Annotated in this window: 22 protein-coding genes and 1 riboswitch; of the genes, 13 read left to right on the top strand and 9 right to left on the bottom strand. The window is 71.4% G+C overall.

From position 1 onward, the window contains the following. Nucleotides 1-14 precede the first annotated feature (14 nt). Together IEZ07_RS16650 and IEZ07_RS16645 are read right to left on the bottom strand one after the other, a co-directional pair. Nucleotides 15-863: an ABC transporter ATP-binding protein gene (locus IEZ07_RS16650; protein ID WP_191895580.1), complete on the bottom strand. Its 849-nt coding sequence runs from the start codon at nt 861-863 to the stop codon at nt 15-17. Next, the gene (locus tag IEZ07_RS16645) at nt 856-1,791 is read right to left on the bottom strand and encodes an ABC transporter permease (RefSeq protein WP_191895579.1); all 936 of its coding nucleotides are present in this window, start codon (nt 1,789-1,791) and stop codon (nt 856-858) included. The genes IEZ07_RS16650 and IEZ07_RS16645 overlap by 8 nt, the downstream gene beginning before the upstream one ends. A gap of 497 nt (nt 1,792-2,288) precedes the next feature. Between IEZ07_RS16645 and IEZ07_RS16640 the strand changes: the two genes are divergently transcribed. The 5 genes from IEZ07_RS16640 to IEZ07_RS16620 all read left to right on the top strand — a co-directional run bounded on the left by IEZ07_RS16640 (nt 2,289) and on the right by IEZ07_RS16620 (nt 8,067). Then, nucleotides 2,289-3,914: a peptide ABC transporter substrate-binding protein gene (locus IEZ07_RS16640; protein ID WP_191895578.1), complete on the top strand. Its 1,626-nt coding sequence runs from the start codon at nt 2,289-2,291 to the stop codon at nt 3,912-3,914. Between the two features lie 209 nt (nt 3,915-4,123). Further along, nucleotides 4,124-5,065: an ABC transporter permease gene (locus IEZ07_RS16635; RefSeq protein WP_068902015.1), complete on the top strand. Its 942-nt coding sequence runs from the start codon at nt 4,124-4,126 to the stop codon at nt 5,063-5,065. Further along, nucleotides 5,058-6,002 carry an ABC transporter permease gene (locus tag IEZ07_RS16630; RefSeq protein ID WP_191895577.1) on the top strand — a complete coding sequence of 315 codons (945 nt, stop codon included), beginning with the start codon at nt 5,058-5,060 and terminating at the stop codon, nt 6,000-6,002. Before IEZ07_RS16635 ends, IEZ07_RS16630 begins: the two co-directional genes overlap by 8 nt. A 9-nt stretch (nt 6,003-6,011) precedes the next feature. Further along, the gene (locus tag IEZ07_RS16625; RefSeq protein ID WP_444980674.1) at nt 6,012-7,067 is read left to right on the top strand and encodes an ABC transporter ATP-binding protein; all 1,056 of its coding nucleotides are present in this window, start codon (nt 6,012-6,014) and stop codon (nt 7,065-7,067) included. After that, on the top strand, nt 7,051-8,067 hold the full coding sequence (locus IEZ07_RS16620) for an ABC transporter ATP-binding protein (RefSeq protein WP_191895576.1): 1,017 nt from the start codon (nt 7,051-7,053) through the stop codon (nt 8,065-8,067). Before IEZ07_RS16625 ends, IEZ07_RS16620 begins: the two co-directional genes overlap by 17 nt. A 137-nt stretch (nt 8,068-8,204) precedes the next feature. Here the strand turns inward: IEZ07_RS16620 and IEZ07_RS16615 are convergent, their stop codons facing one another. From IEZ07_RS16615 to IEZ07_RS16605, 3 genes are all read right to left on the bottom strand, one after another. Continuing rightward, on the bottom strand, nt 8,205-8,501 hold the full coding sequence (locus IEZ07_RS16615) for a hypothetical protein (protein WP_191895575.1): 297 nt from the start codon (nt 8,499-8,501) through the stop codon (nt 8,205-8,207). Nucleotides 8,502-8,753: 252 nt separating this feature from the next. Next, nucleotides 8,754-9,923 (bottom strand): S8 family serine peptidase, encoded by a 1,170-nt coding sequence (locus IEZ07_RS16610; protein ID WP_191895574.1) that lies wholly within the window; start codon nt 9,921-9,923, stop codon nt 8,754-8,756. Between the two features lie 289 nt (nt 9,924-10,212). Continuing rightward, nucleotides 10,213-11,019 carry an SAM hydrolase/SAM-dependent halogenase family protein gene (locus tag IEZ07_RS16605; RefSeq protein ID WP_068902026.1) on the bottom strand — a complete coding sequence of 269 codons (807 nt, stop codon included), beginning with the start codon at nt 11,017-11,019 and terminating at the stop codon, nt 10,213-10,215. 117 nt (nt 11,020-11,136) lie between these two features. Here IEZ07_RS16605 and IEZ07_RS16600 point away from each other — a divergent pair, with 117 nt between their 5' ends. From IEZ07_RS16600 to IEZ07_RS16590, 3 genes are all read left to right on the top strand, one after another. Next, the gene (locus IEZ07_RS16600; RefSeq protein WP_068902028.1) at nt 11,137-11,451 is read left to right on the top strand and encodes a DUF3263 domain-containing protein; all 315 of its coding nucleotides are present in this window, start codon (nt 11,137-11,139) and stop codon (nt 11,449-11,451) included. A gap of 171 nt (nt 11,452-11,622) precedes the next feature. Next, nucleotides 11,623-12,393, top strand: a complete 771-nt coding sequence (otsB, locus tag IEZ07_RS16595) for a trehalose-phosphatase (RefSeq protein ID WP_191895573.1) — start codon at nt 11,623-11,625, stop codon at nt 12,391-12,393. A 140-nt stretch (nt 12,394-12,533) separates the two neighbouring features. Next, nucleotides 12,534-13,154 carry a hypothetical protein gene (locus tag IEZ07_RS16590; RefSeq protein WP_191895572.1) on the top strand — a complete coding sequence of 207 codons (621 nt, stop codon included), beginning with the start codon at nt 12,534-12,536 and terminating at the stop codon, nt 13,152-13,154. A gap of 187 nt (nt 13,155-13,341) precedes the next feature. On the opposite strand, the gene IEZ07_RS16585 is transcribed toward IEZ07_RS16590, so the two are convergent. Together IEZ07_RS16585 and IEZ07_RS16580 are read right to left on the bottom strand one after the other, a co-directional pair. Continuing rightward, complete coding sequence (locus IEZ07_RS16585) at nt 13,342-14,595, bottom strand: MFS transporter (protein ID WP_191895571.1); 1,254 nt, start codon at nt 14,593-14,595, stop codon at nt 13,342-13,344. Nucleotides 14,596-14,637: 42 nt separating this feature from the next. Next, complete coding sequence (locus tag IEZ07_RS16580; RefSeq protein WP_191895570.1) at nt 14,638-16,083, bottom strand: alpha,alpha-trehalose-phosphate synthase (UDP-forming); 1,446 nt, start codon at nt 16,081-16,083, stop codon at nt 14,638-14,640. A gap of 155 nt (nt 16,084-16,238) precedes the next feature. On the opposite strand from IEZ07_RS16580, the gene IEZ07_RS16575 reads away from it, so the two are divergent. The 5 genes from IEZ07_RS16575 to groL all read left to right on the top strand — a co-directional run bounded on the left by IEZ07_RS16575 (nt 16,239) and on the right by groL (nt 21,161). Continuing rightward, nucleotides 16,239-16,796: an RNA polymerase sigma factor gene (locus tag IEZ07_RS16575; protein WP_068902039.1), complete on the top strand. Its 558-nt coding sequence runs from the start codon at nt 16,239-16,241 to the stop codon at nt 16,794-16,796. 135 nt (nt 16,797-16,931) lie between these two features. Beyond that, nucleotides 16,932-17,072, top strand: a riboswitch (SAM riboswitch). Nucleotides 17,073-17,086: 14 nt separating this feature from the next. Next, nucleotides 17,087-18,352: a threonine synthase gene (gene thrC, locus IEZ07_RS16570; RefSeq protein ID WP_191895569.1), complete on the top strand. Its 1,266-nt coding sequence runs from the start codon at nt 17,087-17,089 to the stop codon at nt 18,350-18,352. A gap of 23 nt (nt 18,353-18,375) precedes the next feature. Next, entirely contained in the window at nt 18,376-18,651 is a 276-nt protein-coding gene (locus IEZ07_RS16565) for a MoaD/ThiS family protein (protein WP_068902043.1), read from the top strand. A gap of 338 nt (nt 18,652-18,989) precedes the next feature. Beyond that, complete coding sequence (locus tag IEZ07_RS16560; protein WP_068902046.1) at nt 18,990-19,190, top strand: cold-shock protein; 201 nt, start codon at nt 18,990-18,992, stop codon at nt 19,188-19,190. 342 nt (nt 19,191-19,532) lie between these two features. Further along, nucleotides 19,533-21,161: a chaperonin GroEL gene (gene groL / locus IEZ07_RS16555; protein ID WP_068902048.1), complete on the top strand. Its 1,629-nt coding sequence runs from the start codon at nt 19,533-19,535 to the stop codon at nt 21,159-21,161. Between the two features lie 109 nt (nt 21,162-21,270). Here groL and IEZ07_RS16550 read toward each other — a convergent pair whose 3' ends face one another. Further along, a complete protein-coding gene (locus IEZ07_RS16550) occupies nt 21,271-23,409 on the bottom strand; it encodes a HelD family protein (RefSeq protein WP_191895568.1) in 2,139 nt (712 codons plus the stop codon). Between the two features lie 456 nt (nt 23,410-23,865). Beyond that, nucleotides 23,866-25,521: a DNA repair helicase XPB gene (locus IEZ07_RS16545; RefSeq protein ID WP_191895567.1), complete on the bottom strand. Its 1,656-nt coding sequence runs from the start codon at nt 25,519-25,521 to the stop codon at nt 23,866-23,868. Between the last annotated feature and the right edge of the window lie 33 nt (nt 25,522-25,554).

The raw sequence follows: 25,554 nt of genomic DNA, 5'->3' as shown, positions 1-25,554 counted from the left end.
ATCCTGCCCGGTCGTCAGCCCTTGTTGTAGGCGGCGAGCACCGTCTTCGGGTCGCCGTCCATCTTGATCTTGCCCTTGTGCAGCCAGATGACCCGGTTGCAGGTCTCCTCGATCACGTCGAGGTTGTGCGCGACCAGGAAGACCGTGCCGGCCTCCTCGCGCATCTTCTTGATGCGCTCCTGGCTCTTGCGCTTGAAGTCGCGGTCGCCGGTGGCCAGGGCCTCGTCGATGAGCAGCACGTCGTGGGCCTTGGCGGAGGCGATGGCGAAGCGGAGCCGGGCGCCCATGCCGGAGGAGTAGGTCGACATGGGGAACTGCACGAACTCCCCGATGCCGGAGAAGTCGACGATGTCGTCGTACTTTTCCTTGACCTGCTTGGGGTTGAGCCCCATCGCGTAGCAGCCGAGCACGATGTTGCGCTCGCCGGTGAGCTCGCGCATCAGGGCGGCGTTGACGCCGAGCAGGGAGGGCTGGCCGTCGGTGTAGACCGCGCCGGAGTGCGGGGGGAGCAGGCCGGCGATGGCGCGCAGCAGGGTGGACTTGCCGGAGCCGTTGCGGCCGACGATGCCGATGGCGTCGCCGTGGTAGGCGACGAAGGAGACGCCGCGGACGGCGTGCACCTCCTTCATCTGGGGGCGGCCCTGGCGCTTGAGGAGGCGCATCAGGGCGTTGGCCGCGTTGCCCTTCTCCGCCTCGGTGGCGGCGCCGTACACCCGGTAGATGATGTGCAGGTCGTCGACGACGACGGTGGGGGTGCGGGTCACCTGCGGGGGCTCCGGGTCGGGGTGCACCCGGACGTCCGCGCGGGGGGTGCCGGGTTCCTCGGCCTTCACTCGGGACAGCTCCTCGGTCGACTCAGCCACGGCCGTACTTCTCCTCGGCTCGCCAGAAGTACCAGAAGCCACCGATCAGTGTGAACAACGCCCAGAATACGCAGACGGACCAGATGTACGGCCGGGGTGCGTGGGACGTCATGAGCAGGTCGCGCATGAGCTCGATGTAGGCGGCCGCCGGGTTGAAGTACATGACGTCCGCGACCCAGCCCGGGATGTTCTCGGCGCTGCCGACCTTGTCGCCGATCGAGAAGAAGACCCCGGAGGCGTAGAGCCAGGTGCGCATGATGAAGGGCAGGAGCTGGTTCAGGTCGCGGGCGGTGGCGCCGACGCGGGCGAGGACCAGGCTGGCGCCGATGTTGAACATCGTCTGCAGCAGCAGGGCGACCGGGACGAGCAGCCAGAGCCAGGTGATCGGCTCGCCGGTGACGAGCACCAGCACGACCAGCACGCCCATGGAGATCATGAGCTGCTGGAACTCCTGGATCGTGTAGGCCAGGGGGAGCGCCGCGCGGGGGAAGTGCAGGGCGCGGATCAGCGACAGGTTGCCGGAGATCGACTTGGCGCCGCCGGTCACCGCGCGCTGGGTGTAGGTGAAGACGAACATCCCGGTGATGAGGAACGCGGGGTAGTTCTCGATGCCCTTGCTCGTGCCGAGGATCAGGCCGAACATCAGGTAGTAGATCGCGGCGTTGAGCAGCGGGGTGAGGACCTGCCAGAGCTGGCCCAGGGCGGAGTTGCTGTACTTCGAGACGTTGCGCGAGGTCGCGTACGTCATGACGAAGTGCCGCCGCTCCCACAGCTGTCGCAGGTAGGCGGGCAGGCTCGGGCGTGCGATGGCACGCCGAAGACCGTGGCGCGCGGCGAGCTCGGCCAGCGGCTCCTGCCCCTTGGCGGGGGTGCCGTCACTAGGGCCGCCCGCCTGGGCGTCCGCGATGGCGGATTCCGGCTGGCTCATGGCAAGGACTCTATTGGATGGTGGTAGGTGACATGCCTGCGGCGGTGGGCCCGCCGCACATTGGACGGGGGCTCCGGCCGGGAGGTTCCCTGCGGATTGGGGGGATTCTTCCGGGGGTGGGGCCCCTGCCTCCAGGCCAACGGTAGCCCAGGAGCCCCCGGGCGCGGACCCCAGCGTGAGCACCCCGGTCGCGAAGGTATCTTGACGGGGCCATTCCTGTGCCACATATGCATTAATGTCTCTTTTGTATGCATGTGGGAGTCTACGTCACGCGGAGCGGTCGCTGTGTGACGCCTGGCGACGCGCGCGTGACCGAACTGCAACACCACGGAGACGACCCGGTGTGGGGCGGTGCGGAATAGTCGCGTCCGACTGGTGTGGCGTCAGTGCGTTGGCCGGGTCAGCGGGGGGCCGAGGTGCGCGCATCCTCCGCCTGGCTGCCCCGGGCATCGGAGCTCAGTATCGACGCCCACCTGTAAAGGGAGGATTTACCACAAATGCGTGTCACCAAGGGCGCGAAGATCATCGCCGGTACCGTGCTGCTCGCGCTGGGGCTCGCCGCATGTGGCAGCGGGACCTCCGCGGACGGGGTCGCCGGAGCCGACCAGCCCGTACGCATGAAGATCGGCGAGCCGCAGAAGCTGTTCTACCCCGCCGACAGCACCGAGGCCGAGGGCGCCGAGGTCATGGGGGCGATCTTCGCCCCGCTCGTGAAGTACGACGAGAACAAGCAGGTCATCGACTTCGTCGCGGACTCGATCTCGTCGACCGACAACAAGGTCTGGACGATCAAGATCGAGCCGGGGTTCACCTGGCACAACGGTGAGAAGCTGATCGCGCAGAACTACGTGGACGCGTGGAACTACGCGGCCAACCAGGAGAACGCGCAGGGCGGCAACTACTTCTTCGCCCGCATCCTGGGCTACGACGACCTGAACCCGGGTGAGGGCAAGACCCCCGTGACCACGGAGATGAAGGGTCTGCGGGTCATCGACAACGAGACCTTCCGGGTCACCCTCAGCCAGCCGTTCTCCCAGTTCAGGACGATGCTCGGCTACACCGTGTTCTACCCGCTGCCCAAGGCCGCCTTCGGCGACGACGGGAAGATCACCGAGGCGTACGCCAGGCAGCCGATCGGCCAGGGCTACTTCAAGATGGACAAGCCCTACAACAAGGGCACCGACCAGACGATCGAGCTGACGCGCTACGAGTACTTCCCCGAGGTCAAGCCGAAGTTCAAGAAGCTGCGGTTCATGATCTACACCAGTGCCGAGACGGCCTGGAACGACCTGCAGGGCGGCACGCTCGACATCCTCGAGCAGCTGCCGCCGTCGGCGATCTCGACCGCCAAGGAGCTCGGCGACCGCTACATCGACCAGGCCGACGCCGGCGTGGGCTACGTGGGCTTCCCGCTCATGGCCAACAAGGCGTACGAGAACCCGCAGATCCGCCAGGCCATTTCGATGGCCATCGACCGCAAGACCATCACCCAGACGGTCTTCTCCGGCACGCGCGCCCCGGCCGACGACTTCATCAACCCGCTGCTGGACGGCTACCGCCCCGGCGCCTGCACGGCCTGCGCCTACGACCCGGCCCAGGCCAAGCGGCTGTACGACGAGGCCGGCGGGCCGAAGCAGCTGGAGCTGGCCTCCAACATGGACGGCGGGCACAAGGAGTGGATCGAGGCGGTCGCCAACAACCTCCGCTCCAACCTGGGCATCGAGGTCACGGTCCGGCCGTTCGAGAAGCTCCAGCAGATCCTCGACGAGCTGGACACCAAGAAGTACGGCGGCATGTACCGGATGGGCTGGAGCATCGACTACCCGTCCGCGGAGAACTACCTGACCCCGATGTTCGCCACCGGCTCCATCAAGACCGGTTCGAACTTCTCCGGCTACTCGAACACCCAGTTCGACGAGCTCGTGGCCAAGGGCGACACCGCCACCAGCCAGGAGGAGAGCCTGAAGTACTACCAGAAGGCCGACGACCTGCTCCTGCGCGACCTGCCGATGATCCCGATCTTCTTCTACCGGTTGAACGCCGCGTTCTCCGAGCACGTCCGGGGAGTCAAGATCAACCTGATCAACCAGGTCGAGTGGACCACGGTCGAGAGAGCGGCCTAGGACCCGCGGAAGCGGACCGCCCCCGGCCTGACGGACTCAACCCGGCCCCCACCCGGGCCACCGGGCCCTGACGGGCCCCGGGCGACGCGGCGGCCCGGTGTCCTCCCACAAGGAGGCGCCGGGCGGCCCCGCCCGTTCCCATTGACGAAAGGCCACCCGTGAAGCGCCTCCCCCGCCGGTCGATCCCGGCACGCTCCTAGCCGGATCCGATGGGCCGCTACGTCATCCGGCGCCTGCTCCAGGTGATCCCCGTGCTGCTGGGCGCCACGTTCCTCATCTTCTCCGTCGTCTTCGCGCTGCCGGGCGACCCGATCGCGTCGATGGCCGGGGACAAGCGGATGCCGCCCCACATCGTCGCCGAGCTCACCGAGCGATACCACCTGGACGACCCCTTCCTCGTCCAGTACTGGCACTATCTCTCGGGACTCCTGCAGGGGGACTTCGGCGAGACGTTCGCGGGGGGCGGCGTCTCGGAGATCATCGCCGGCAAGTTCCAGGTCTCGCTGAACCTCGCGCTCACCGCGCTGGTCATGGAGACCGTCGTCGGCGTCGGCCTCGGCTTCTACGCGGCGTTGCGCCGGGGCCGGGCCCAGGACACGCTGGTGCTGGCCGCCACCCTGCTGCTGATCTCCGTCCCGACGCTGGTCACCGGCTTCGTGCTGCAGCTCCTGCTCGGCGTCGAGCTCAAGCGGAGCACCGGGATCGACTTCTTCCCCATCTCGGGCGCCTTCGACGGGTGGCGCAGCTACCTGCTGCCCGGCTTCGTGCTGGCCGGGACGTCGATCGCGTACCTGACCCGGCTCACCCGGACCACGCTGGCGGAGACCCTGCGCGCTGACTACGTCCGCACGGCGGTGGCCAAGGGGCTGCCCCGGCGCCGGATCGTCGGGCGGCACGCGCTGCGCAACGCGCTCATCCCCGTGGTCACCTATCTCGGCGCCGATCTCGGCACCCTGATGGGGAGCGCGGTGATCACCGAGACCATCTTCAACCTGCCCGGTCTGGGACAGGAGCTGTTCCGCTCGATCTACGAGCGCCAGCAGCCCGTCGTCGTGGGCATCGTGACGCTCCTGGTCCTGGTCTACGTGCTGGCCAACCTGGTCGTCGACCTGCTCTACGCCGTGCTCGACCCGAGGATCCGCTATGAGTAGCGCCGCACCCCCGAAGGGCGCGCCCCCGAAGACCCGGCGCGCCCGGCACGCCAAGGCCTCCGGCCGGGGCGCCCGGACGGCCAGGCCCGCCGGGCTCTGGCGCGACGCCTGGCACGACCTGCGCCGCCGCCCGCTCTTCACCGTCTCGGCCGTCCTGATCGCGGTGGTCCTGGTGATGGCGGCGGTGCCCTCGCTGTTCACCTCCGTGGACCCGTACGACGCGGCGGGCTGCGTGCTCGGCGACGCCCGGCAGGGGCCGAGCGCCGCGCACTGGTTCGGCACCGACAACCAGGGCTGCGACACCTACGCCCGGACTGTGTACGGCGCCCGCAACTCGGTGCTGGTGGGGCTGGGCACCACCGTGCTCACCGCGCTCGCCGGCGGCCTGCTCGGCCTGGTGGCCGGGTTCCGGGGCGGGTGGCTCGACGCGGTGCTGTCCCGGGTGACCGAGGTGTTCTTCGCCATCCCGTCGGTCCTCGGCGCGCTGCTGATCCTGTCGATCTTCCGGACCGGCACGGTGTGGACGGTCACGCTGGCGCTGGCCGTACTGGCGTGGCCGATGACGTTCCGCATCATGCGGGCGTCGGTGATCACGGCCAGGGGGCAGGACTACGTGGTCGCGGCCCGGGGGCTCGGCGCGTCCGCGGGGCGGCTCATGTTCCGGCACATCCTGCCGAACGCGATCGCCCCGCTGATCGTGGTCTCGACCATCAACCTCGGCGTGTTCATCGCCGCCGAAGCGGGCCTGTCGTTCCTCGGGCTCGGCGTCCAGTCGCCGGACATCACCTGGGGACTGATGATCGCCGACGCCCGGGCGCGCTTCCACGAGGCCGCCGGGCCGCTGCTGTTCCCGGCGGCGCTGCTGAGCGTCACGGTGCTGGCCTTCATCATGCTGGGCGACGCGGTGCGCGACGCCCTCGATCCGAAGCTGCGGTAGGGGGAGAGCATGACCGGCATCACGGGCGGTACGCCATCGATGCTGCCCGCCTGGGGAGGCGGCGCCGTGCCGCGCAACGAGCCGCTGCTGGCGGTCGAGGACCTGCACGTGGAGTTCGCCACCCGGCAGGGCGCCGTGAAGGCGGTCAACGGGGTGGACTACACGCTGGAGGCGGGTGAGACGCTGGCCGTGCTCGGCGAGTCGGGCTCGGGCAAGTCCGTGACCGCCCAGGCGATCATGGGCATCCTCGACACCCCGCCGGCGCGCGTCACCCGGGGCCGGGTCCTCTTCCGGGGCACGGACCTGCTCGGGCTGAGCGAGGAGAACCGGGCGCGGGTCAGGGGGCGCCGGATCGCGATGATCTTCCAGGACGCGCTCTCCGCGCTGAACCCGGTCTTCACCGTGGGGTGGCAGATCGGCGAGATGTTCCGGGTGCACCAGGGCGCCTCCCGGCGCGACGCCGAGCGCCGGGCCGTCGAGCTGATGGACCGGGTCCGCATCCCCGGGGCCGCCCGCCGGCTGCACGACTACCCGCACCAGTTCTCCGGCGGCATGCGCCAGCGCATCATGATCGCGATGGCGGTCGCGCTGGAGCCGGAGCTGCTGATCGCCGACGAGCCGACCACCGCGCTCGACGTGACGGTCCAGGCGCAGATCATGGAGCTGCTCACGGAGATCCAGCGCGAGAGCGGCATGGGGATGATCCTGATCACCCACGACCTCGGCGTGGTCGCCGACGCGGCCGACAAGATCGCCGTCATGTACGGCGGGCGGATCGTCGAGCACGCCCTCGTGCATGACGCCTACCGGGCCCCCGCCCACCCCTACACCCGGGGCCTGCTGGACTCGATCCCGCGCATCGACCGCAAGGGGCGGGAACTGCACGCCATCACGGGCCTGCCGCCGAACCTGCTGGACATGCCGCCGGGCTGCTCCTTCGCCCCGCGCTGCCCCTACCGGCAGGGGGACTGCGCCGTCGAGGCGCCGCCGCTGCACCGCATCGGCCCGACCCGCGGCAGCGCCTGCCACTACTGGAGGGAGGTCCTCGATGGCAGCCACGGGTGACCCGGTTCTCGAGGTCCGCGACCTGGTCAAGCACTTCCCGGTGACGCAGGGCGTCCTGGCCAGGAGGCAGGTCGGCGCGATCAGGGCCGTGGACGGCGTCTCCTTCGACCTGCGCCGGGGCGAGACGCTCGGCATCGTGGGCGAGTCCGGCTGCGGGAAGTCCACGCTGGCCAGGCTGCTGATGGCGCTGGAGCGGCCGACCTCGGGCTCGGTGCGGGTCGGCGGCCGGGAGATCACCCGGGCGAAGGGCGCCGAGCTCAAGCAGGTCCGCCGCAACATCCAGCTGGTGATGCAGGACCCGTACACGTCGCTGAACCCGCGGATGACCGTCGGGGACATCGTCGGCGAGCCGTACGAGATCCATCAGGACGTGCTGCCCAGGGGGAGGCGCCGGCGCAGGGTGCAGGAGCTCCTGGAGATCGTGGGCCTCGACCCGGACCACGCCGACCGCTACCCGCACCAGTTCTCCGGCGGACAGCGTCAGCGCATCGGCATCGCGCGGGGACTGGCGCTCCGGCCCGAGATCATCGTCTGCGACGAGCCGGTCTCGGCGCTCGACGTGTCGATCCAGGCGCAGGTCGTCAACCTGCTGGGGCGGTTGCAGCAGGAGTTCGGGCTGTCCTACATCTTCATCGCCCACGACCTGTCGGTGGTCCGGCACATCTCCGACCGCGTCGGCGTGATGTACCTCGGCAAGGTGGTCGAGCTCGGCCGGGACGCCGACATCTACGGCCGCCCGGAGCACCCCTACACCAGGGCGCTCCTGTCGGCGGTCCCCGTCCCCGATCCGGACGGGCGCGAGCGGCGCGAGCGGATCATCCTGCAGGGGGACCCGCCCTCCCCGGCCGACCCGCCGTCGGGCTGCCGGTTCCGCACCCGGTGCTGGAAGGCGCGGGACGTCTGCGCCCAGCAGGAGCCGCCGCTCCAGGTACGGCCCGGCGCCTCGCACGAGAGCGCCTGCCACTTCCCCGAGCTGTACCCGGTGCCCCGGCCCTACTGACCCGCAGGGCCGACCGGCAGGGTCAGGGGAGCGCGGCAGGCGGGCCGCCTCCGGCGGCGGGCGCGGGGGCGCCGCCGGGGGTGCACGGCCCGCCTGATGTCGCCGGCGGACCGGCCTTGCGGGCGGTCACCCGGGTACTAGCCCTGCGGGCCGTCGCCGCGGTACTCGCCGTACGGGCCGTCACCGGGGTAGCCGCCGTCCGGGCCGCCGCCCGGGTACTGCTCGTGCGGAGCCCCGTGCTGGGCCCCTTCGCCGCGGCCCAGGAGGTCGCCGAGGCCGTCGGGGCCGCCCAGGAGCGAGCTGAGCGGACCGTTCTCGCCCAGGATGCGCTCGAGCGGGTTGGGACTGTCGAAGACGTTCGCGGAGGCCAGGGTGGCCGTGCCGGCGACGGCGATGCCGGCGATGGCGGTGGCCGCGAGAATGCGACGGATCATGGTTGTTCTTCCCCCGAGGATTTTCCGGGCCGGGCACGTGGGATGCGATCGTGCTGGGCCGATGTGACGCCGAACTGGCGCTTAGCAGTATGGGGACCGGGTCGCCGCCGCAGGGAGGGAACTCCGAAGGGCGGTGGCGATGATGGCCGAGCCGTTACCGAACCGGCCATGGTCGAGGGCGGAAACGGTTCGGATCTTGACCGTCGGGGGAGTGTCCGCTGTACGGCGGGCTCACCGGGGGCCGGGGCGGGCTCACCGGGGGCCGGGGAAGCCGGAGGTGCCGCTGCGGCGCCGGGTCAGCCGGTGGACCGTCAGTGCGAGGACGAGCAGGACCAGCAGGACGCAGACCGCCCGGCGGGAGAGCACCGCGTCGACGAGCGGGCCGGGCGGGGTCCACCGCGGGGCGGAGGCCCGGAGCGGCCGACGGCGGATCCCGGCCGCCTCCTCCAGCGCCCGGGCCGCGTTGACCACGCCGTGGCCGTAGGCCGGGTCGTGCCCGTCCGCCGGGGCGTGGACGGTGCCGCGCTCGACGGCCCGGCGGACCTCGGCCGGACCCAGTTCGGGGAAGGCCGCCCTGACCAGCGCCGCCACCCCGGCGACCAGCGCGGCGGCCGAGCTCGTGCCGTCCCCGACCACGTAGGAGTCCGGCCCGTCGGCGGTGAGGATCCCGCTGCCCGGCGCGACCACGGACAGGTAGTCCTGCCGGTTGGAGAAGGACGTCACGCGCATCCTCTCGTCCACCGCGCCCACCGCGATCACCCCCGGGTAGGCCGCGGGGAAGTTCCGCCGGTTCGGGCCCGCGCCGTCGTTGCCGGAGGAGGCCACCAGCACCGCGCCCCTGCCGAGGGCGTACCGCACCGCCCTCTCCTCGGCCGCGGACCCCTTCCATGATCCTCCGCCGCCGCCCAGGGACATGCTGATCACCCGGGCGCCGTGGTCCGCGGCGTAGCGGATGCCCCGGGCCAGCGCGTCCCGGCCCCGCTCGCGGCCCCGGCCGCGCCGGGGGTCGTGGTTCTCCAGCGCGACCCGGACGGACAGGACCGTCGCGGCGGGGGCGATCCCCGTGACGCCCGGGGAGCGGCCGCCGCCGTGCCCGCGGCCGGCGATGACGCTGGCCATGGCGGTGCCGTGGCGTCCCCACAGTGACCTCCTGCGCGCCGTGCCCGTCAGGTCGGGGCCCTCGACGACCGCGCCCGCGAGGTCGGGGTGGGAGGCGTCGACCCCCGTGTCCAGCACCGCGACGGTCACCCCCGCGCCGCGGGTGGTCCGCCAGGCCTCCCGCGCGTCCAGCGCGGTCAGCGCCCACTGCGGCTCCTGTCGCCCCGGGTGGTCCGGGGAGCCGTCGGCGGAGTCGGCGGGCCAGGTGAACGCGGTGAGGACGGTCACGGCCAGAGCGGCACTGAGCGCGCGTGCAGAGGACACGGCGACCTCGACAAGGGGGAGGGGAGAAGACGTCAGAGGGGATTCTGACACGTGATCACCGGGTCGGTCCGGTGCTTTCAGTAAACGAGACAATACGGATGGTTATTGCCTTTAGTCACTTCAGTACCGTCTGTAGAGCACCATGCCCTGTATGCGGGGTATGGCCGGGCGGACCCGGCGCCGGGCTCGGCCGGTGATAGGTCCAGCAGGCCGGCACCGGTCTCATCCGGGCTCAGCAAGCCGGCGCGGGTCATCAGGGTTCAGGAGGCCGGCACCGGTCTCACCGGGTTCAGGAGGCCGGCGCGAGCCTCACGTGGGCTCCGGGCGGCAGACCGAGGCGCTGCGAGGCATCGCCGGAGTGCACGGCCAACGCGACCAGCCCGGCCGAGTCGGTGAAGGCGACCAGGTCGCCCGGGGGGACCGCGGCGAACGTCTCGCGGAACGGCACCGCGATCTGCCGCCTGCCGAGCCGGACCGCCAGGACGCTCCCCGCCCGGACGCCCAGGGAGCCCAGATCGCCCGCGCTGATGGAGAGCTGGACGTTCCCGTAGCGGTCCACCGACAGCACCTCGCCCTCCACGGCGTCCTCCCGGAGCAGGGAGGTCGGGGCGGGCAGGGAGACCAGCCTGTCCGGCGGGACCTCCGGCCCGAGCTCGGCCGGGGTGCGGCCGGTCGCCAGGTGGGCGGCCACGGGGGCGAAGACGTCGCGTCCCTGGAACGTCGGCGAGACCCGTTCCAGGAAGAACTCCGCCCGGGTGACCTGGTGGGCCGTCCGCGCACCGCCGGCGGCGTGGACCGCCCAGGAGAGCACCCCGTTGTCCGGGCCGAGGAAGACGTGGTCGCCGGCCTCCACCGCCACGGCCCGGCGGGAGCCGCCGACGCCGGGGTCGATGACGGCGACATGTATGCCCGGGGGGAGATAGGGAACCGTCTGTGCCAGGATCGCCGCGCCGCGCCGTACGTCGCCGGAGGGAACGAGGTGGCACACGTCGATGATGCGGATGCCCGGCGCGATCCCGGCGATGACGCCGTGGCACATGGCGGCGTAGCCGTCTTCCAGCCCGTAGTCGGTGAGGAGGGTGATGACAGAGGTCACATCAGGTGACTGTACGTCTGACCATCTGCCATGAACAGCCGGAAATTCCCGACTATCCTGGCATCGGGCCGCGTGCGCGCGGTGCGGTCACCGCGCGCCCGACCGAGGAGGACACCAATGGACACTGCGCCGATTCCCGGTGACAGTGCTGCCCAGGACGCCGCTCAGGGCGCTGCCGCGCGGGCCCTCACCGAGAGGGAGCGGGAGCTGCTCGCCTTCGAACGCCAGTGGTGGCGTTACGCGGGCGCCAAGGAGCAGGCCATCCGCGAGGCCTTCGACCTGTCCGCCACCCGTTACTACCAGCTGCTCAGCGAGCTCATCGAGCGACCCGAGGCCCTCGCCCACGACCCGATGCTGGTCAAACGCCTGCGCCGGCTCCGCGAGAGCCGCAGACGCGACCGCGCCGCCCGGAGGCTGGGCTTGCGCCCCTGATCCGCGGGTACGGCACCGGTGATCCGCGGGTGCGGCACCGGCGGGCCCGCCGCGGCGGGCGTCTTCCGGGGCTCCGCGGCGGGCACGGGACCCGACAGGACGGGCGCCGAAGCACGACCTTCGACGGGACGGACGGCGAAGCATGACCTTCGACAGGACGGGCACCGAAGCATGATCGAAGCACTGGAGGCGATCGTGGCCGACCCCGCCGGAGCGGTGGTCGGCCTCGACTTCGACGGCACGCTCGCGCCGATCGTGCCGGACCCGGAGTCGGCCAGGATCCACCCGGCCGGTCCGGAGGCGTTGGCCAGACTCGGCGGGTTGGTCGGCTCCCTGGTCGTCATCACGGGCCGCCCGGCGGCCACGGCCGTCGAGTACGGCTCCCTGGCCGGAGTGCCCGGCCTGGTCGTGCTCGGCCACTACGGCCTCGAACGCTGGGAGGGCGGCGAGCTGTCCAGTCCGCCGCCCCACCCCGGCCTGATCACGGTCAGAGCCGAGCTGCCCACGCTGGTCGCCGGGATCGCCGGGGTCGGGATCGAGGACAAGGGGCGGGCGGTGGCCGTGCACACCCGGCGGACCGCGTCACCGCAGGCCGCGTTCGACGCGCTGGCCGGTCCGGTCGCGGAGCTGGCCGCGGAGACGGGCCTGGCGGTCGAGCCGGGCAAGTTCGTGCTGGAGCTCCGGCCGCCGGGGACGGACAAGGGGGTGGCGCTGGGCGACTTCCTGCGGGAGCGCTCGGCGCGCTCGGTGCTGTTCGCCGGGGACGACCTCGGCGACCTGGCGGCCTTCGAGGCCGTACGGACCTGCGGGCTGCCCGGTGTGACGGTGTTCAGCGGGTCGGCCGAACTGAGCGTGGAGGCCGACATCGTGGTGGACGGGCCCGCCGGGGTCGTCGAGCTGCTCGGCTCGATCAGCGACGCGATCGCCGCGCGCCGCCTGTGACCCGGAGCGGACATGATCGGCCGCGGCCCGGAACGGGCACGATCGGCCGCGGCCCGGAGCGGGCATGATCTGTCATGGCCCGGAGCGGGCACAACCGGTCGTCAAGTCGGCGGCAAGTGGCGGCCGATAGCTTGCCCGGCATGAGAAAGCGATCTTTCGTCCTCGCCGCGCTGGCCGGCGTCACCGTGTTCGCCGCCCCGGTCACCGCCTCGGCCGCCGCGGGGACCCCGGGGATCCCGGGTGCGGCGACCGCAGCGGTGGCCTCGGGGGCGGCGGGCACCCGGACCGTCTCCTTCCGGGGGATGAGGTTGCGGGTCCCCTCCGGCTGGCAGGTGCACCGCCAGGGCGACTGGATGCTGGTGCAGACGGGCCGGTGCGACCGGCCCGCCTACTTCGCCCCCGGTTGCAAGGGCTTCTGGGTGCTCGGCCCGGAGGCGATCAAGTACGGTCGCGAGGGCTTCGGCGCCTACACCGGCGAGCAGCCCTTCTATCCGGCGAGTGACGTGCAGTCCTGCCCCTTCAGCGCCAAGACCGGCCAGGTGATCGGCAAGCCCACCGCGGTCGGCCTGCGCCGGGTCGGGCGCGGGCACAAGGCGAAGTACGTCTCCTGGTTCGGCCGGTGCGTGACGCACCGGGGCGGGCGGCAGACGGCGACCTTCGCCCAGCGGGAGTGGTTCCTGCCGACCTCGAAGATCCTGGTGGTGGACGTGTGGAACACCCCCGGTCTTGCGAACGTGCTGAAGAACGCCACCTGGAGCTGACCGGACGGGGACGGGGAACGAGCGGGGCCGGAGGGCACGGCCTCGGCCGCCTCGCGGCCATCCGCCGGTCCCGCGCCTTCTGCCGGTCCGGTGCCGTCCGCCGCCCTCGCACGGTCTGCCCGCCCTGCGTCGTCCGCCGGCCCCGGGCCTTCTGCCGGTCCGGTGCCGTCCGCCGGTCCCGCGTCGTCTACCGGCCGCCGGCCAGGATCCCGCCGACGGCCAGGCCGATCAGCACGGGGACCATGAGGAAGGCGCGCTGGGCGCCGAACCCGTCGGCCAGCGCGCCCAGCACGAACGGTCCCGCGCCGATGGCCAGGCCGGAGAAGACCGAGGCCACGGCCGAGGCCCGGTCCAGGAGGCCGCCGGAGGCGGCGAGCACGCGCGAGAGCGCCAGCGGGAAGTGCAGCGAGACGCCGATCCCGGACAGGACCAGGCCCAGGTAGGACACGACGGGGTCCCCGCTCACCCAGAAGATCGCCCAGCCCGCGCCGGTGAGCGCGAGCGCGCCGATGAACAGGGAGGTGGGCGCGATCCGCAGGGCCAGCCAGGCGCCGCCCCAGCGACCGGCGGCCATGCCGGCGGTGAACGCGGTCAGCGCGGTCGCCGCCACCGCCGCCGACAGCCCCGTCTGGTCGGAGACCAGCTTCGCCGCCCACAGGTTGAAGCAGAACTCCATCGCGACGCAGCAGAACAGCACCGCGCCGGCCAGGTAGAACCGCCCGCCGAACCGCTCCCCACCCGCCGGGGCCGCGCCGTCCCCGGCGGCACCGGCGCCGTCGTGCCCGCCGGACCGCCCGCCGAACCGGCCCCCGGACCGTTCCCGGGCCGCGGCGACCGCGCCGTCCCCGGCGGTCCCGCCACGTCCGGCCTCGGGGATCCGGACGCGGCCCATGGCCAGCACGAGCAGGGCGCTCGCGACCGGGGTGGCCAGCAGCGCGGCCCGCCAGCCGAGCGCGCTCTGCGCGGCGAGGCTGACCAGGAACGGCACCGCGATGCCGACGGTCACGCACACCGCGTTGGCCTCGCTGATCGCCGCGGGACCCGCCGGGCCGTGGTGGTCGCTGAGCACGGCCATGCCCGAGTAGAGCATGATCGAGGCCATTCCGCCGGCGACGGCGTACCCGAGGAGGGTGACCGGCAGGACGCCGCCGAACAGCACCAGCAGCACGCCGGCGTTCATCCCGGCCAGACCGGTCCAGGCGACGGCCGGGCGGCCGATCGCGCGGGTCAGCCGGGGCAGCGCGAGCCCGGTCAGGACGGCGCCCGCGGCCATCGCGGTGCCGTGCAGCCCGGCGACGGCCTGGGTGATCTCCAGGTCGAGGCGGAGCAGCGGCAGGACCGCGCTGAGGCCGTACAGGTAGGTGGCGAAGACGCCGAGCTGGAGGTAGATGAGCCAGGTGGCGCGGTCACGGACCAATCGGACGGACGTGATCGCGGTCACCGATGTTCCCCCAGCGGACGGAAGGCGATTTGCCCACCGAAACTACCTCACCTGGTCGGGTGACCAGCCGAGGGCCGCCAGCTGCTCGGCGAACCACAGGTGCGGGGGGAGCGCGGCGGCCGCGGCGGCCAGCCGGGCGCCTCGCCGCCTGCGCTCCTCCTCGGGCATCACCAGCCCTCGGTGCAGGGCCTCGGCCGTGGCCGAGACGTCGTAGGGGTTGATCACCAGGGCGTCCGGACCCAGTTCGACCGCCGCGCCCGCCTCCCGAGACAGGACCAGCGCGCCGGCGGGGGAGAGGATGGGGCCCTCCTTGGCCACCAGGTTCATGCCGTCGCGGATGGGGTTGACCAGGAGCACGTCGGCCAGCCGGTAGGCGGCCAGGGAACGCGGGTAGTCGTCGTTCACGTTGAGGATGAGCGGGTCCCAGTCCTCGGTGGCGTACTCGTCCTCGATCTCCTTGGCGCAGCGCTGCACCGCCGCGGTGTACTCCCGGTACTCGGGCAGGTCGTGCCGGGACGGGTAGGCGAAGGCCAGGTGCACGACGCGGCCGTGCCACTCCGGATGGGCGGCCAGGAACTCGCGGTAGGCGGCCAGCCCCCGGACGATGTTCTTGGACAGCTCGGTCCGGTCGATCCTGACGATCAGCTTCCGGCCGCCGACCTGGTCGCGCAGGGCCGCCATGTGCGACTCGACGTCGGGCTCGCCCGCCCTGGCCCACAGCGCCTCGCCGTCCACGCCCAGCGGGTGCACGCCGATCCGGGTGGTACGGCCGGCGTGGGAGACGGTGTGGCCGGCGCGGTCGATCTCGGCGCCGAGGACCGCCTCGCAGCAGTCCATGAACGCACCCGCCCAGCGCGTGGTCAGGAAGCCGGCGTGGTCGGCGCCCAGGACGCCCTCCAGCAGCTCGACGGCGACGTCGTCGGGGAGCAGGGCGAAGTACTCGGGAGGGGCCCACGGGGTGTGCGAGAAGTGCGCGATGCGCAGGTCGGGCCGGTCGACCCGGAGCATCGCCGGGGTCAGGCTGAGGTGGTAGTCCTGGACCAGCACCTGCGCGCCGTGCGCGGCCTCCTCGGCCAGCGCCACGGCGAACGCGGCGTTGTAGGACTGGTAGGACTCCCATTCCCGGCGGAAGCGCGCGTCGAAGTGCGGGGTGTTGGCGGTGTCGTAGAGCAGGTGGTGGACGAACCAGAGCGTGGAGTTGGCCACCGCGTTGTAGGCCCGGTGGAACGTCGCCGGCGGGATGTCCAGCATGCGCAGCGCGCCGGTGTCGTAGCCGGCCTGGTCGATGCGGCCGCCGGGCGCCAGCCGTACGGCGCCGCGGTCGCCGTCGGAGAGCGCGGCGCAGACCCAGAGCATGTCCAGCTCCTTGGCCACCTCGGACAGGCCGGACACCAGCCCGCCGCCGCCCCTGCGCATGCACAGGGAGCCGTCCTCCGAAACGGTGAACGAGACGGGACCACGATTGGACGCCACCAGGATCGTGTTCATCTGTTCTTCCTCGTCTAGGACATGCCCCTCGTCTCCTGCCTACTGCGGACGGCGGCCGGTCGGTCCGCCCCGGGGCACGCTTGCCCCAGAGGTTAACCAAACATTGCCCCCGCCCATAGGATGTCCAGCGACCGTGATCGCTGATGGGGGCTCGGATGGCGCTGGACGAGACGACCGAGGCACTGGCCCGCGCGGCCGCCCAGGGCGACCACCGCGCGCTGGGCGAACTGCTCAAGCGGATCGAGCCCGACGTGCTGCGGCACTGCGGGCGGATCCTGCCCTACCGGCAGGACGCCGAGGAGGCGTGCCAGGACACCCTGCTGGCGGTGGCGCGCAACATCGGCCGCTTCGAGGGCCGGGCCCGGTTCACCACCTGGCTGCACATCGTGACGGCCAACTGCGCCCGGACGACCTACCGCTCGCTGAAGCGCCGGGCGGCCGAGCAGAGCTCCGACGAGCTGCCGCTGCAGAAGCCCGACGTGGCCCGGGTGAGCGTGATCGCCGGGTCCCGGCTGGACCTGCTCGACGTGATGGAGGCGCTGGAGGCCGACAAGCCCGAGCTGGCCCAGGCATTGGTGCTGCGCGACATCTGCCAGCTCGACTACAACGAGGTGGCCGAGCAGCTCGGCATCCCGCTGGGCACCGCCAAGTCCCGCATCCACCAGGCGCGCAAGTACGTCCAGAACGCGCTGGGCGACGCCTACGGCTTCTGACCCGGCCGGGTGCGCCCGCCCCTGGTGTCCGCCGGTCGACACACGCCGTCTCGGAAAGTGAGATGGATGGTCAGAGCGGTGAGCGGCCGGGGTAGAGTGCTTGCAACCTGCTCATCAGGTTCGACAACTGAATATTGCTCATCCAGAGGGGTGGAGGGACCGGCCCTGCGAAGCCCCGGCAACCCTCCCGGTTCAAGACTCGTGATCTGACGAGGTCGGCCGGGACAGGTGCCAATTCCGGTCTGTGACCAAGGTGGTCGCAGACGAAGATGAGGGAAAGGCCTCGCTTCATGGCGCTTGCAAGCACTGAAACCACCACCACCTCCCTTGACTTCGGTCCGGCCGTCGCGCTCTCCTGCCGCGAGTGCGGGGCGCGCTCCCCCCTCGGTCCGGACTTCGCCTGTACCGAGTGTTTCGGCCCCCTCGAGATCGCCTACGAGTTCCCCCGGGTCACCCGCGAGCAGATCGCGGCGGGGCCGGCGAACATCTGGCGCTACCGCGCGCTGCTCCCCGTCCCGGCGGACGTGACCGCCAAGCGAAACATGGCCCCCGGCTGGACCAAGCTGGTCAAGGCCGACAACCTCGCCCGCGAGCTGGGCCTGCGCTCCCTGCACGTGAAGGACGACTCGGGCAACCCCACGCACTCCTTCAAGGACCGCGTGGTGGCCATCGCGGTCGAGGCGGCCCGCAACTTCGGTTTCCACACCCTGTCCTGCTCCTCCACCGGCAACCTCGCGGGCGCGGTCACCGCGGCCGCCGCGCGCGCCGGACTGGACGCCTGCGTGTTCATCCCCTCCGACCTGGAGCAGGCCAAGATCGTCATGGCCTCGGTGTACGGCGGGCGCCTGGTGGCCATCGACGGCAGCTACGACGACGTGAACCGCTTCTGCTCGGAGCTCATCGGCGACGAGCTGGGCGACCGGTGGGGCTTCGTCAACGTCAACCTCCGCCCGTACTACGCGGAGGGCTCCAAGACGCTGGCCTACGAGATCGCCGAGCAGCTCGGCTGGCGGCTCCCCGAGCAGATCATCGTCCCGGTGGCCTCCGGCTCCCAGCTGACGAAGATCGACAAGGGGTTCAAGGAGCTGGTGACCCTCGGTCTCGTCGAGGACCGGCCGTACAAGATCTTCGCCGCGCAGGCCGAGGGGTGCTCGCCCGTCTCGGCGGCCTACAAGGCCGGCCACGACGTGATCCGCCCGGTCAAGCCGGACACCATCGCCAAGTCGCTGGCGATCGGCAACCCGGCCGACGGCCCGTACGTCCTGGACATCGCCCGGCGCACCGGCGGCGCGGTGGAGGACGTCACGGACGCCGAGATCGTCGACGCGATCAGGCTGCTGGCCCGCACCGAGGGCGTCTTCGCCGAGACCGCGGGCGGCGTCACCGTCGGCGTGCTCCGCAAGCTGGTCGCCGAGGGCAGGCTCGACCCCGACGCCGAGACGGTCGTCCTCAACACCGGGGAGGGGCTCAAGACCCTCGACGCGGTGGCCGACCACGCCCGGCCCACCGCGGTCATCCGGCCGTCTCTTGACGCATTCCGTGCCGCCCTCGCCTGAGAACTCCTGAAAGGTACTGGACTATGAGCGTTTCTGTGCGGATTCCGACGATTCTTCGCACGTACACCAATGGCGCCGCCGAGGTGAGCGGAGAGGGGGCGACCCTGCGGGAGGTCCTGGAGAAGCTCGACGCGGACTTCCCCGGCATCGGTGCCCGGATTCTCGATGAAACGGGCAAGATCCGACGTTTTGTCAACGTTTATGTGGGAGAAGAGGACGTCCGTTTCGCGGACAACCTCGAGACCGCCACACCGTCCGGGGTCCAGATCTCCATCATCCCGGCGGTCGCCGGGGGCTGATCCCCTCGGGCCGTCCAGGCCGCTCCGGGCGCCCTCGGCGCCCCTATGACACCCGTACGCCGCTCCGGCCGCGTGCGGGTGTCGTGCTTTGTGGCGCCCGTTCATATCTGGGACGTGAGGAAATAATGCAATATTGAACTAAACGGCGCGAGGGCAAAAGCTTGTTCTCCCGCCAAAGGCTCCGGTAAACGGATGATTAGTGGCTTGACTCTGTTGCCCTACGGTGTCCCACAGGTATGGTCGAGAACGATCGATGCGGGCGAGGCCTTCGCCGCGGAGATCGAAGGCTTCGCGAGTGGAATGGGCGTGGTCTTCAGGGCCGGTAAGAGGAGTCGGAAGTGGCGCAGGGCACCGTCAAATGGTTCAACGCGGACAAGGGCTACGGCTTCATCGCGGTAGACGGTGGTAAGGATGTTTTCGTCCATTACTCCGCGATCCTGATGGACGGCTATCGTGCGCTCGAGCAAGGCCAGCGGGTCGAGTTCGAGATCACCCAGGGGCAGAAGGGCCCGCAGGCGGAGGCCGTCCGGACCGTCTGAGGCGGTCGGCCGGCGGATGCGCCGGAGACGGCCGGGACTCCCGCGGCAGTGCGGTCCGCGCGGATCCCCCACATGTCGGCCCGGCCCGCCGGAGGCTCCGGAGGGCCGGGCCTTCGCGTTCCCGCATCCGGGGCTTCGCTCTGGGCGGAGCCCAGCTCAGCGGGGCGTAGCTTGCACTCGGCAGGGTAGAGTGCTAAACAGTTCGTTGGCACTCTCTGTTTGAGAGTGCCAACCCTGGATCGAGACGATGGGACCCGCCGAACGGAGTCGCGGGTCCACATGCCGTCGCGGGCGTCGGCTCGATCCGGTGCACGCCACCCTGTGTTTGGGAGGTCTAGCCGTATGGCAGCCAAGATGATCGCGTTTGACGAGGACGCCCGGCGCGGTCTCGAGCGTGGTATGAACCAGCTCGCGGACGCCGTGAAGGTGACCCTCGGCCCCAAGGGCCGTAACGTCGTTCTGGAGAAGAAGTGGGGCGCCCCCACGATCACCAACGACGGTGTCTCCATCGCCAAGGAGATCGAGCTCGAGGACCCGTGGGAGAAGATCGGGGCCGAGCTCGTCAAGGAAGTCGCCAAGAAGACCGACGACGTCGCGGGTGACGGCACCACCACCGCCACCGTGCTCGCCCAGGCGCTGGTCCGCGAGGGCCTGCGCAACGTCGCCGCCGGCGCCAACCCGATGGCCCTGAAGAAGGGCATCGAGGCCGCCGTCGAGCGCGTCAGCGAGGAGCTCTCCAAGCTGGCCAAGGACGTGGAGACGAAGGCGCAGATCGCCTCCACGGCCTCCATCTCCGCGGGCGACCCGCAGATCGGCGAGATGATCGCCGAGGCGATGGACAAGGTCGGCAAGGAAGGCGTCATCACCGTCGAGGAGAGCAACACCTTCGGTCTGGAGCTCGAGCTCACCGAGGGCATGCGCTTCGACAAGGGTTACATCTCGCCCTACTTCGTGACCGACCCGGAGCGTATGGAGGCCGTCCTCGACGACCCCTACATCCTCGTCGTCAACTCCAAGGTGTCCGCCAACAAGGACCTGCTCCCGGTCCTCGACAAGGTCGTGCAGGCCGGCAAGCCGCTGCTGATCATCGCCGAGGACGTCGAGGGCGAGGCCCTGGCCACCCTGGTCGTCAACAAGATCCGCGGCCTGTTCCGCTCGGTCGCCGTCAAGGCCCCGGGCTTCGGCGACCGCCGCAAGGCGATGCTGGGCGACATCGGCGTCCTGACCGGCGCCCAGGTCATCAGCGAGGACCTCGGCCTCAAGCTCGAGTCCACCGCGCTGGAGCAGCTCGGCCGCGCCCGCCAGGTCATCATCACCAAGGACGAGACCACCATCGTCGACGGTGCCGGTGACGCCGAGCAGATCGCCGGCCGGGTCAACCAGATCCGCGCCGAGATCGAGAACACCGACTCCGACTACGACCGCGAGAAGCTCCAGGAGCGCCTCGCCAAGCTGGCCGGCGGCGTCGCCGTCATCAAGGCCGGCGCGGCGACCGAGGTCGAGCTCAAGGAGCGCAAGCACCGCATCGAGGACGCCGTGCGCAACGCCAAGGCGGCCGTCGAGGAGGGCATCGTCCCCGGCGGTGGCGTGGCCCTGCTGCAGGCCGGCGCCAAGGCGTTCGACAAGCTCGAGCTGCTCGGTGACGAGGCCACCGGCGCCGCGATCGTCCGCAAGGCGCTCGAGGAGCCGCTGAAGCAGATCGCCGTCAACGCCGGCCTCGAGGGCGGCGTCGTGGTGGAGAAGGTGCGCAACCTCACCCCGGGTGAGGGCCTGAACGCCGCCACCGGCGACTACGTCAACATGTTCGAGTCGGGCATCATCGACCCGGCCAAGGTGACCCGTTCCGCGCTGCAGAACGCGGCGTCCATCGCGGCGCTGTTCCTCACCACCGAGGCCGTCATCGCCGAGAAGCCCGAGAAGAACCCCGCTCCGGCCGGCGGCATGCCGGGCGGCGGCGACATGGACTTCTAGTCCGGCGCCTGCTCGAAGAAGAGGCCGGTCCCGCACGGGACCGGCCCTTTCCTTTTCCCGGCCGCCTTTCCTTTTCCCGGCTCCCGCGCGGCCCCCTCCGCGCGGCCGGTCAGCCGGTCAGCTGGGGCGGGAGATCCCTGGCGTACAGCACCGTCAGGGAGGTGACCGCGCGGGTCAGCACCACGTACAGCCTGGCCAGCCCGCGGGGCTCGGCCTCCACGATGTCGGCCGGCTCGACCACGATGACGTGGTCGTACTCCAGGCCCTTGGCCAGGCTCGCGGGGACGACCAGGAGGCGGTGCTCCTCGACGGAGTCGGGCGCCAGCACGCGGTGGTCGAACCCGGACAGCGCCTCGGAGGCGGCGGAGACCCCGGCGTCGGCGACGATGACGCCGATCGAGCCCTCCCGGGAGAGCGCCTGCGCGGCCGCCTCCGCCAGGGATGCGGCCGGGTCGGGCGAGTGCCGTACGGACAGGGAGCCCGCGCCGGGACGGAGCGACCGGGGCGCGGCCAGGCCGGGGGCGACCGAGGGCAGCAGGCGGGCGGCGTAGTCCAGGACCTCGCGGGGCACGCGGAAGCCCAGGGTCAGCTCGGTCACCGCGCCCCCGCCGCCGTCCTGCCCGTCGCCCGGCGGGAAGCCGAGGTGGTGCAGGACCTCGGTCCAGGAGCGCGCCGACCACGGGGTGGTGCCCTGGGCGAGGTCGCCCAGGACGGTGGCCGACCCCGTACGGCACCGCCGCCCCAGGGCGCGCAGCTGCATCGCCGACAGGTCCTGGGCCTCGTCCACGACCAGGTGGCCGAGGGACGGGGTGCGCTCCATCAGGTCGCCGAGCTCGTCCAGCAGCGCGCTGTCGGCCGCCGACCACTTCGCCGAGCGGAACGACTTGGGCGGTCTGGGCCACAGCAGCGCGGCCTGCTCGCCAGGGGTGAGGTCGTCCCTGGCGGAGGCGGCCAGGAACGCGGGGTCGCTCAGCAGCCGGTGCAGGACCTGCTGGGGGGTGAGCTTGGGCCAGACCTGCTCCACCAGCTGCTTGACCGGCTTGGAGCGGGCGACGGCGTCCTGCACCCGGTCGTCGGGGGACTCGCCGCGCTGCTCCATCCGGACCAGCACCAGGTGGGCCAGGCGCTGGGCGAGGGTCGCGCGGCCGGGGTTGTAGCGGGTGGTGCCGCGCAGGGCGGCGACGATCTCGCGGACCTCGTGGTCGGCCACCCGGTAGCGGTTGATCCCCCGGGTGTACAGCAGGCCCTCGGCAGGCTTGACGATGTGCGCCCAGAGCGCCCGCCGCAGCACCGGCACCATCCGGGCGTCGCCCTTGACCGCGGCCACCGCGGGGTCCTCCGGGGCGGCGTGGTCGCCGAGCATCCCGGCGACCGTGGTCTGGTCGACCTTGACCTCGCCCAGGGCGGGGAGCACCGAGGAGATGTAGGACAGGAAGGCCCGGTTGGGCCCGACGATCATCACTCCGGACCGGGCGAGCTTCTCCCGGTGGGTGAAGAGCAGGTAGGCGGCGCGGTGCAGGCCGACGGCGGTCTTCCCGGTGCCGGGGGCGCCCTGGACGCACACCGTCCGGGTCAGCGCGGAGCGGACGATCTCGTCCTGGTCGGGCTGGATGGTCGCGACGATGTCGCGCATCGGGCCGGAGCGGGGCCGTTCGATCTCCTCGGTGAGGATCTTCGACTGGCGGAGCACCTCCCCCTGGTCGAGCCGTTCGTCCTCGAAGGCGGTGAGCTCGCCGCCGTGGTAGCCGAACCGGCGGCGGCGCGAGACGCCCATCGGGTCGGACGGGCTGGCCTGGTAGAACGCCCGGGAGATCGGGGCCCGCCAGTCGACGACCAGGGGACGGCTGCGGTCGTCGTGGACGTGCCGGCGCCCGACGTGGACGGTGCCCGGCAGGTCGTCGGCGACGGAGCGGTCGAGCCGGCCGAAGAAGAGGGGGGTGCCGGAGTGGTCGGCGAGCGCGGCCACCCGCTGGTCCAGCAGCGCCTGCAGGATCTGCTGGGAGACCCAGTCTCCGGCGGCGTCCGAGGACAGGGACTGCGCGTGCTCGCGCATCGCGCGCAGGGCGGCCCGGGAGACGGCCAGGTGCTCGCGCTCGGCGGCGAGGATCCGGGCCGCGGACGCCTCGTCGGCCGCCTCGCCGGAGGGCCCGGGAGAGGGTGGACGGTCCGGGGAGGGGCCTGGGGCGGAGGGCGGGTCGTCCGGGGGCGGACCGTCGTCCGTACCGGAGAGCAGTCGTTCGGTGGGCATGCGGAAATCGCCTCGCATTCGTAAACGGAGGTGGTGGTCATCAGGCAGCGAATCGACTAGCTTACCGAGGGGCCGGACGGCGCTCAAAAGGATTGTTTCCGTGCCCGGGAGACCGGACGGCACGCCGCCACGCGCGGCGACACGGCCTCTCCGCGCACCGGAGAGGCCCGGTGCGGTGCGGGGACCCGGCCGCTCAGCCGGGTGCCGCCGCAGCCGAACGGGATTCGCGAAAAGGCGCGTGCTTCACCGGGGAAATGAGCGGTAGGTGACTATTCGGTGACCATCCGTCATTTCTTTGCGGGGCGCCAAAAAGGTAGGCAAATCTGGTGGAGCATGCAGAATACGGGGTATGCCGCCACTGTTTGTCGCGGTCCGAGGAGGGGGTGGTTCCTTTGTCGAAGACCCGCGGGCTCTCGTGGATCTGACAGAGGCCATGCGGTGCTCGCCGGCGCGATCTCAGTCGCCGGCGAGCACGTCGTCCGCGTCGATGATCTGGTAGGCGTACCCCTGCTCGGCCAGGAACCTCTGCCGGTGCGCGGCGAACTCCTGGTCGACGGTGTCCCGGCTGACCACCGAGTAGAACCTGGCCCCGCCCCCGCCCGACTTGGGCCGCAGCACCCGGCCGAGCCGCTGGGCCTCCTCCTGGCGTGAGCCGAACGTCCCCGACACCTGGACGGCCACCGACGCCTCCGGCAGGTCGATGGAGAAGTTGGCGACCTTGGACACCACCAGGACCCGGATCTCCCGGTCGCGGAAGGCCTGGAAGAGCCGCTCCCGCTCCTTGACCTTGGTGTCCCCCTTGATCACCGGAGCGCCCAGGTGCTCGCCGAGCTCGTCGAGCTGGTCGATGTACTGCCCGATGACCAGCACCTGCTCGTCCGGGTGCCGGTTCACCAGCGCCTCGGTCACCCGGGTCTTGGACGGCGTGGTGGCGCAGAACCGGTAGCGCTCCTCGGCGTCGGCCATCGCGTAGGCGAGCCGCTCGTCGTCGGTGAGCGTCACCCGGACCTCGACGCAGTCCGCCGGGGCGATCCAGCCCTGGTTCTCCATGTCCTTCCACGGCGCGTCGTAGCGCTTGGGGCCGATCAGCGAGAACACGTCGCCCTCCCGGCCGTCCTCGCGCACCAGCGTCGCGGTCAGCCCGACCCGCCGCCTGGCCTGCAGGTCGGCGGTCATCCGGAAGATCGGCGCGGGCAGCAGGTGCACCTCGTCGTAGATGACCAGCCCCCAGTCGCGGGCGTCGAACAGCTCCAGGTGGCGGTAGGCGCCCTGCCGCCGCGTCGTCATCACCTGATAGGTGGCGATGGTGACCGGGCGGATCTCCTTCTTGGTCCCGGTGTACTCGCCGATCTCGTCCTCGGTCAGCGACGTCCGCTTGATGAGCTCCTGCTTCCACTGGTGCGCCGAGACCGTGTTCGTCACCAGGATCAGCGTGGTGGCCTTGGCGTGCGCCATCGCCGCCGCGCCCACGATCGTCTTCCCCGCGCCGCAGGGCAGCACGACCACGCCCGAGCCGCCGTGCCAGAACGCCTCGGCCGCCTCCCGCTGGTACGAGCGCAGTTCCCAGCCGTCCTCGGCCAGTGTGATCGGGTGGTGCTCGCCGTCGACGTAGCCGGCGAGGTCCTCGGCCGGCCAGCCCAGCTTGAGCAGGAGCTGCTTGATGTTGCCGCGCTCGCTCGGGTGGACCGCCACCGAACCGCCGTCGGCGCCGTCCAGCCGCTCGCCCAGCAGCGGCTGGATCTTCTTGGAGCGCAGCACCTCCTCCAGCACCGCGCGGTCGGTGCTGGTCAGGACGAGCCCGTGCACGGGGTGCTTCTCCAGCCGGAGCCGGCCGTAGCGCGCCATGGTCTCGGCGATGTCCACCAGCAGCGCGTGCGGCACCGGGTAGCGGCTGTGGGTGATCAGCGCGTCGATCACCTGCTCGGCGTCGTGGCCCGCGGCCCGCGCGTTCCACAGCGCCAGCGGGGTCACCCGGTAGGTGTGCACGTGCTCGGGCGCGCGCTCCAGCTCGGCGAACGGCGCGATCGCCTTCCGGCACGCGTCGGCCTGCTCATGGTCGACTTCCAGTAGAAGCGTCTTGTCGGACTGGACGATCAGCGGGCCGTCGGCCACAGACTTCTCCCTCGTGTACGGCTACCGCCTATC

The organism is Planomonospora parontospora (assembly GCA_014647935.1).
In the GTDB taxonomy this organism is placed as follows: domain Bacteria; phylum Actinomycetota; class Actinomycetes; order Streptosporangiales; family Streptosporangiaceae; genus Planomonospora; species Planomonospora parontospora.
Note: the sequence above shows the minus strand (reverse complement) of the source record. Positions and strands in the feature narration are given on the sequence as shown.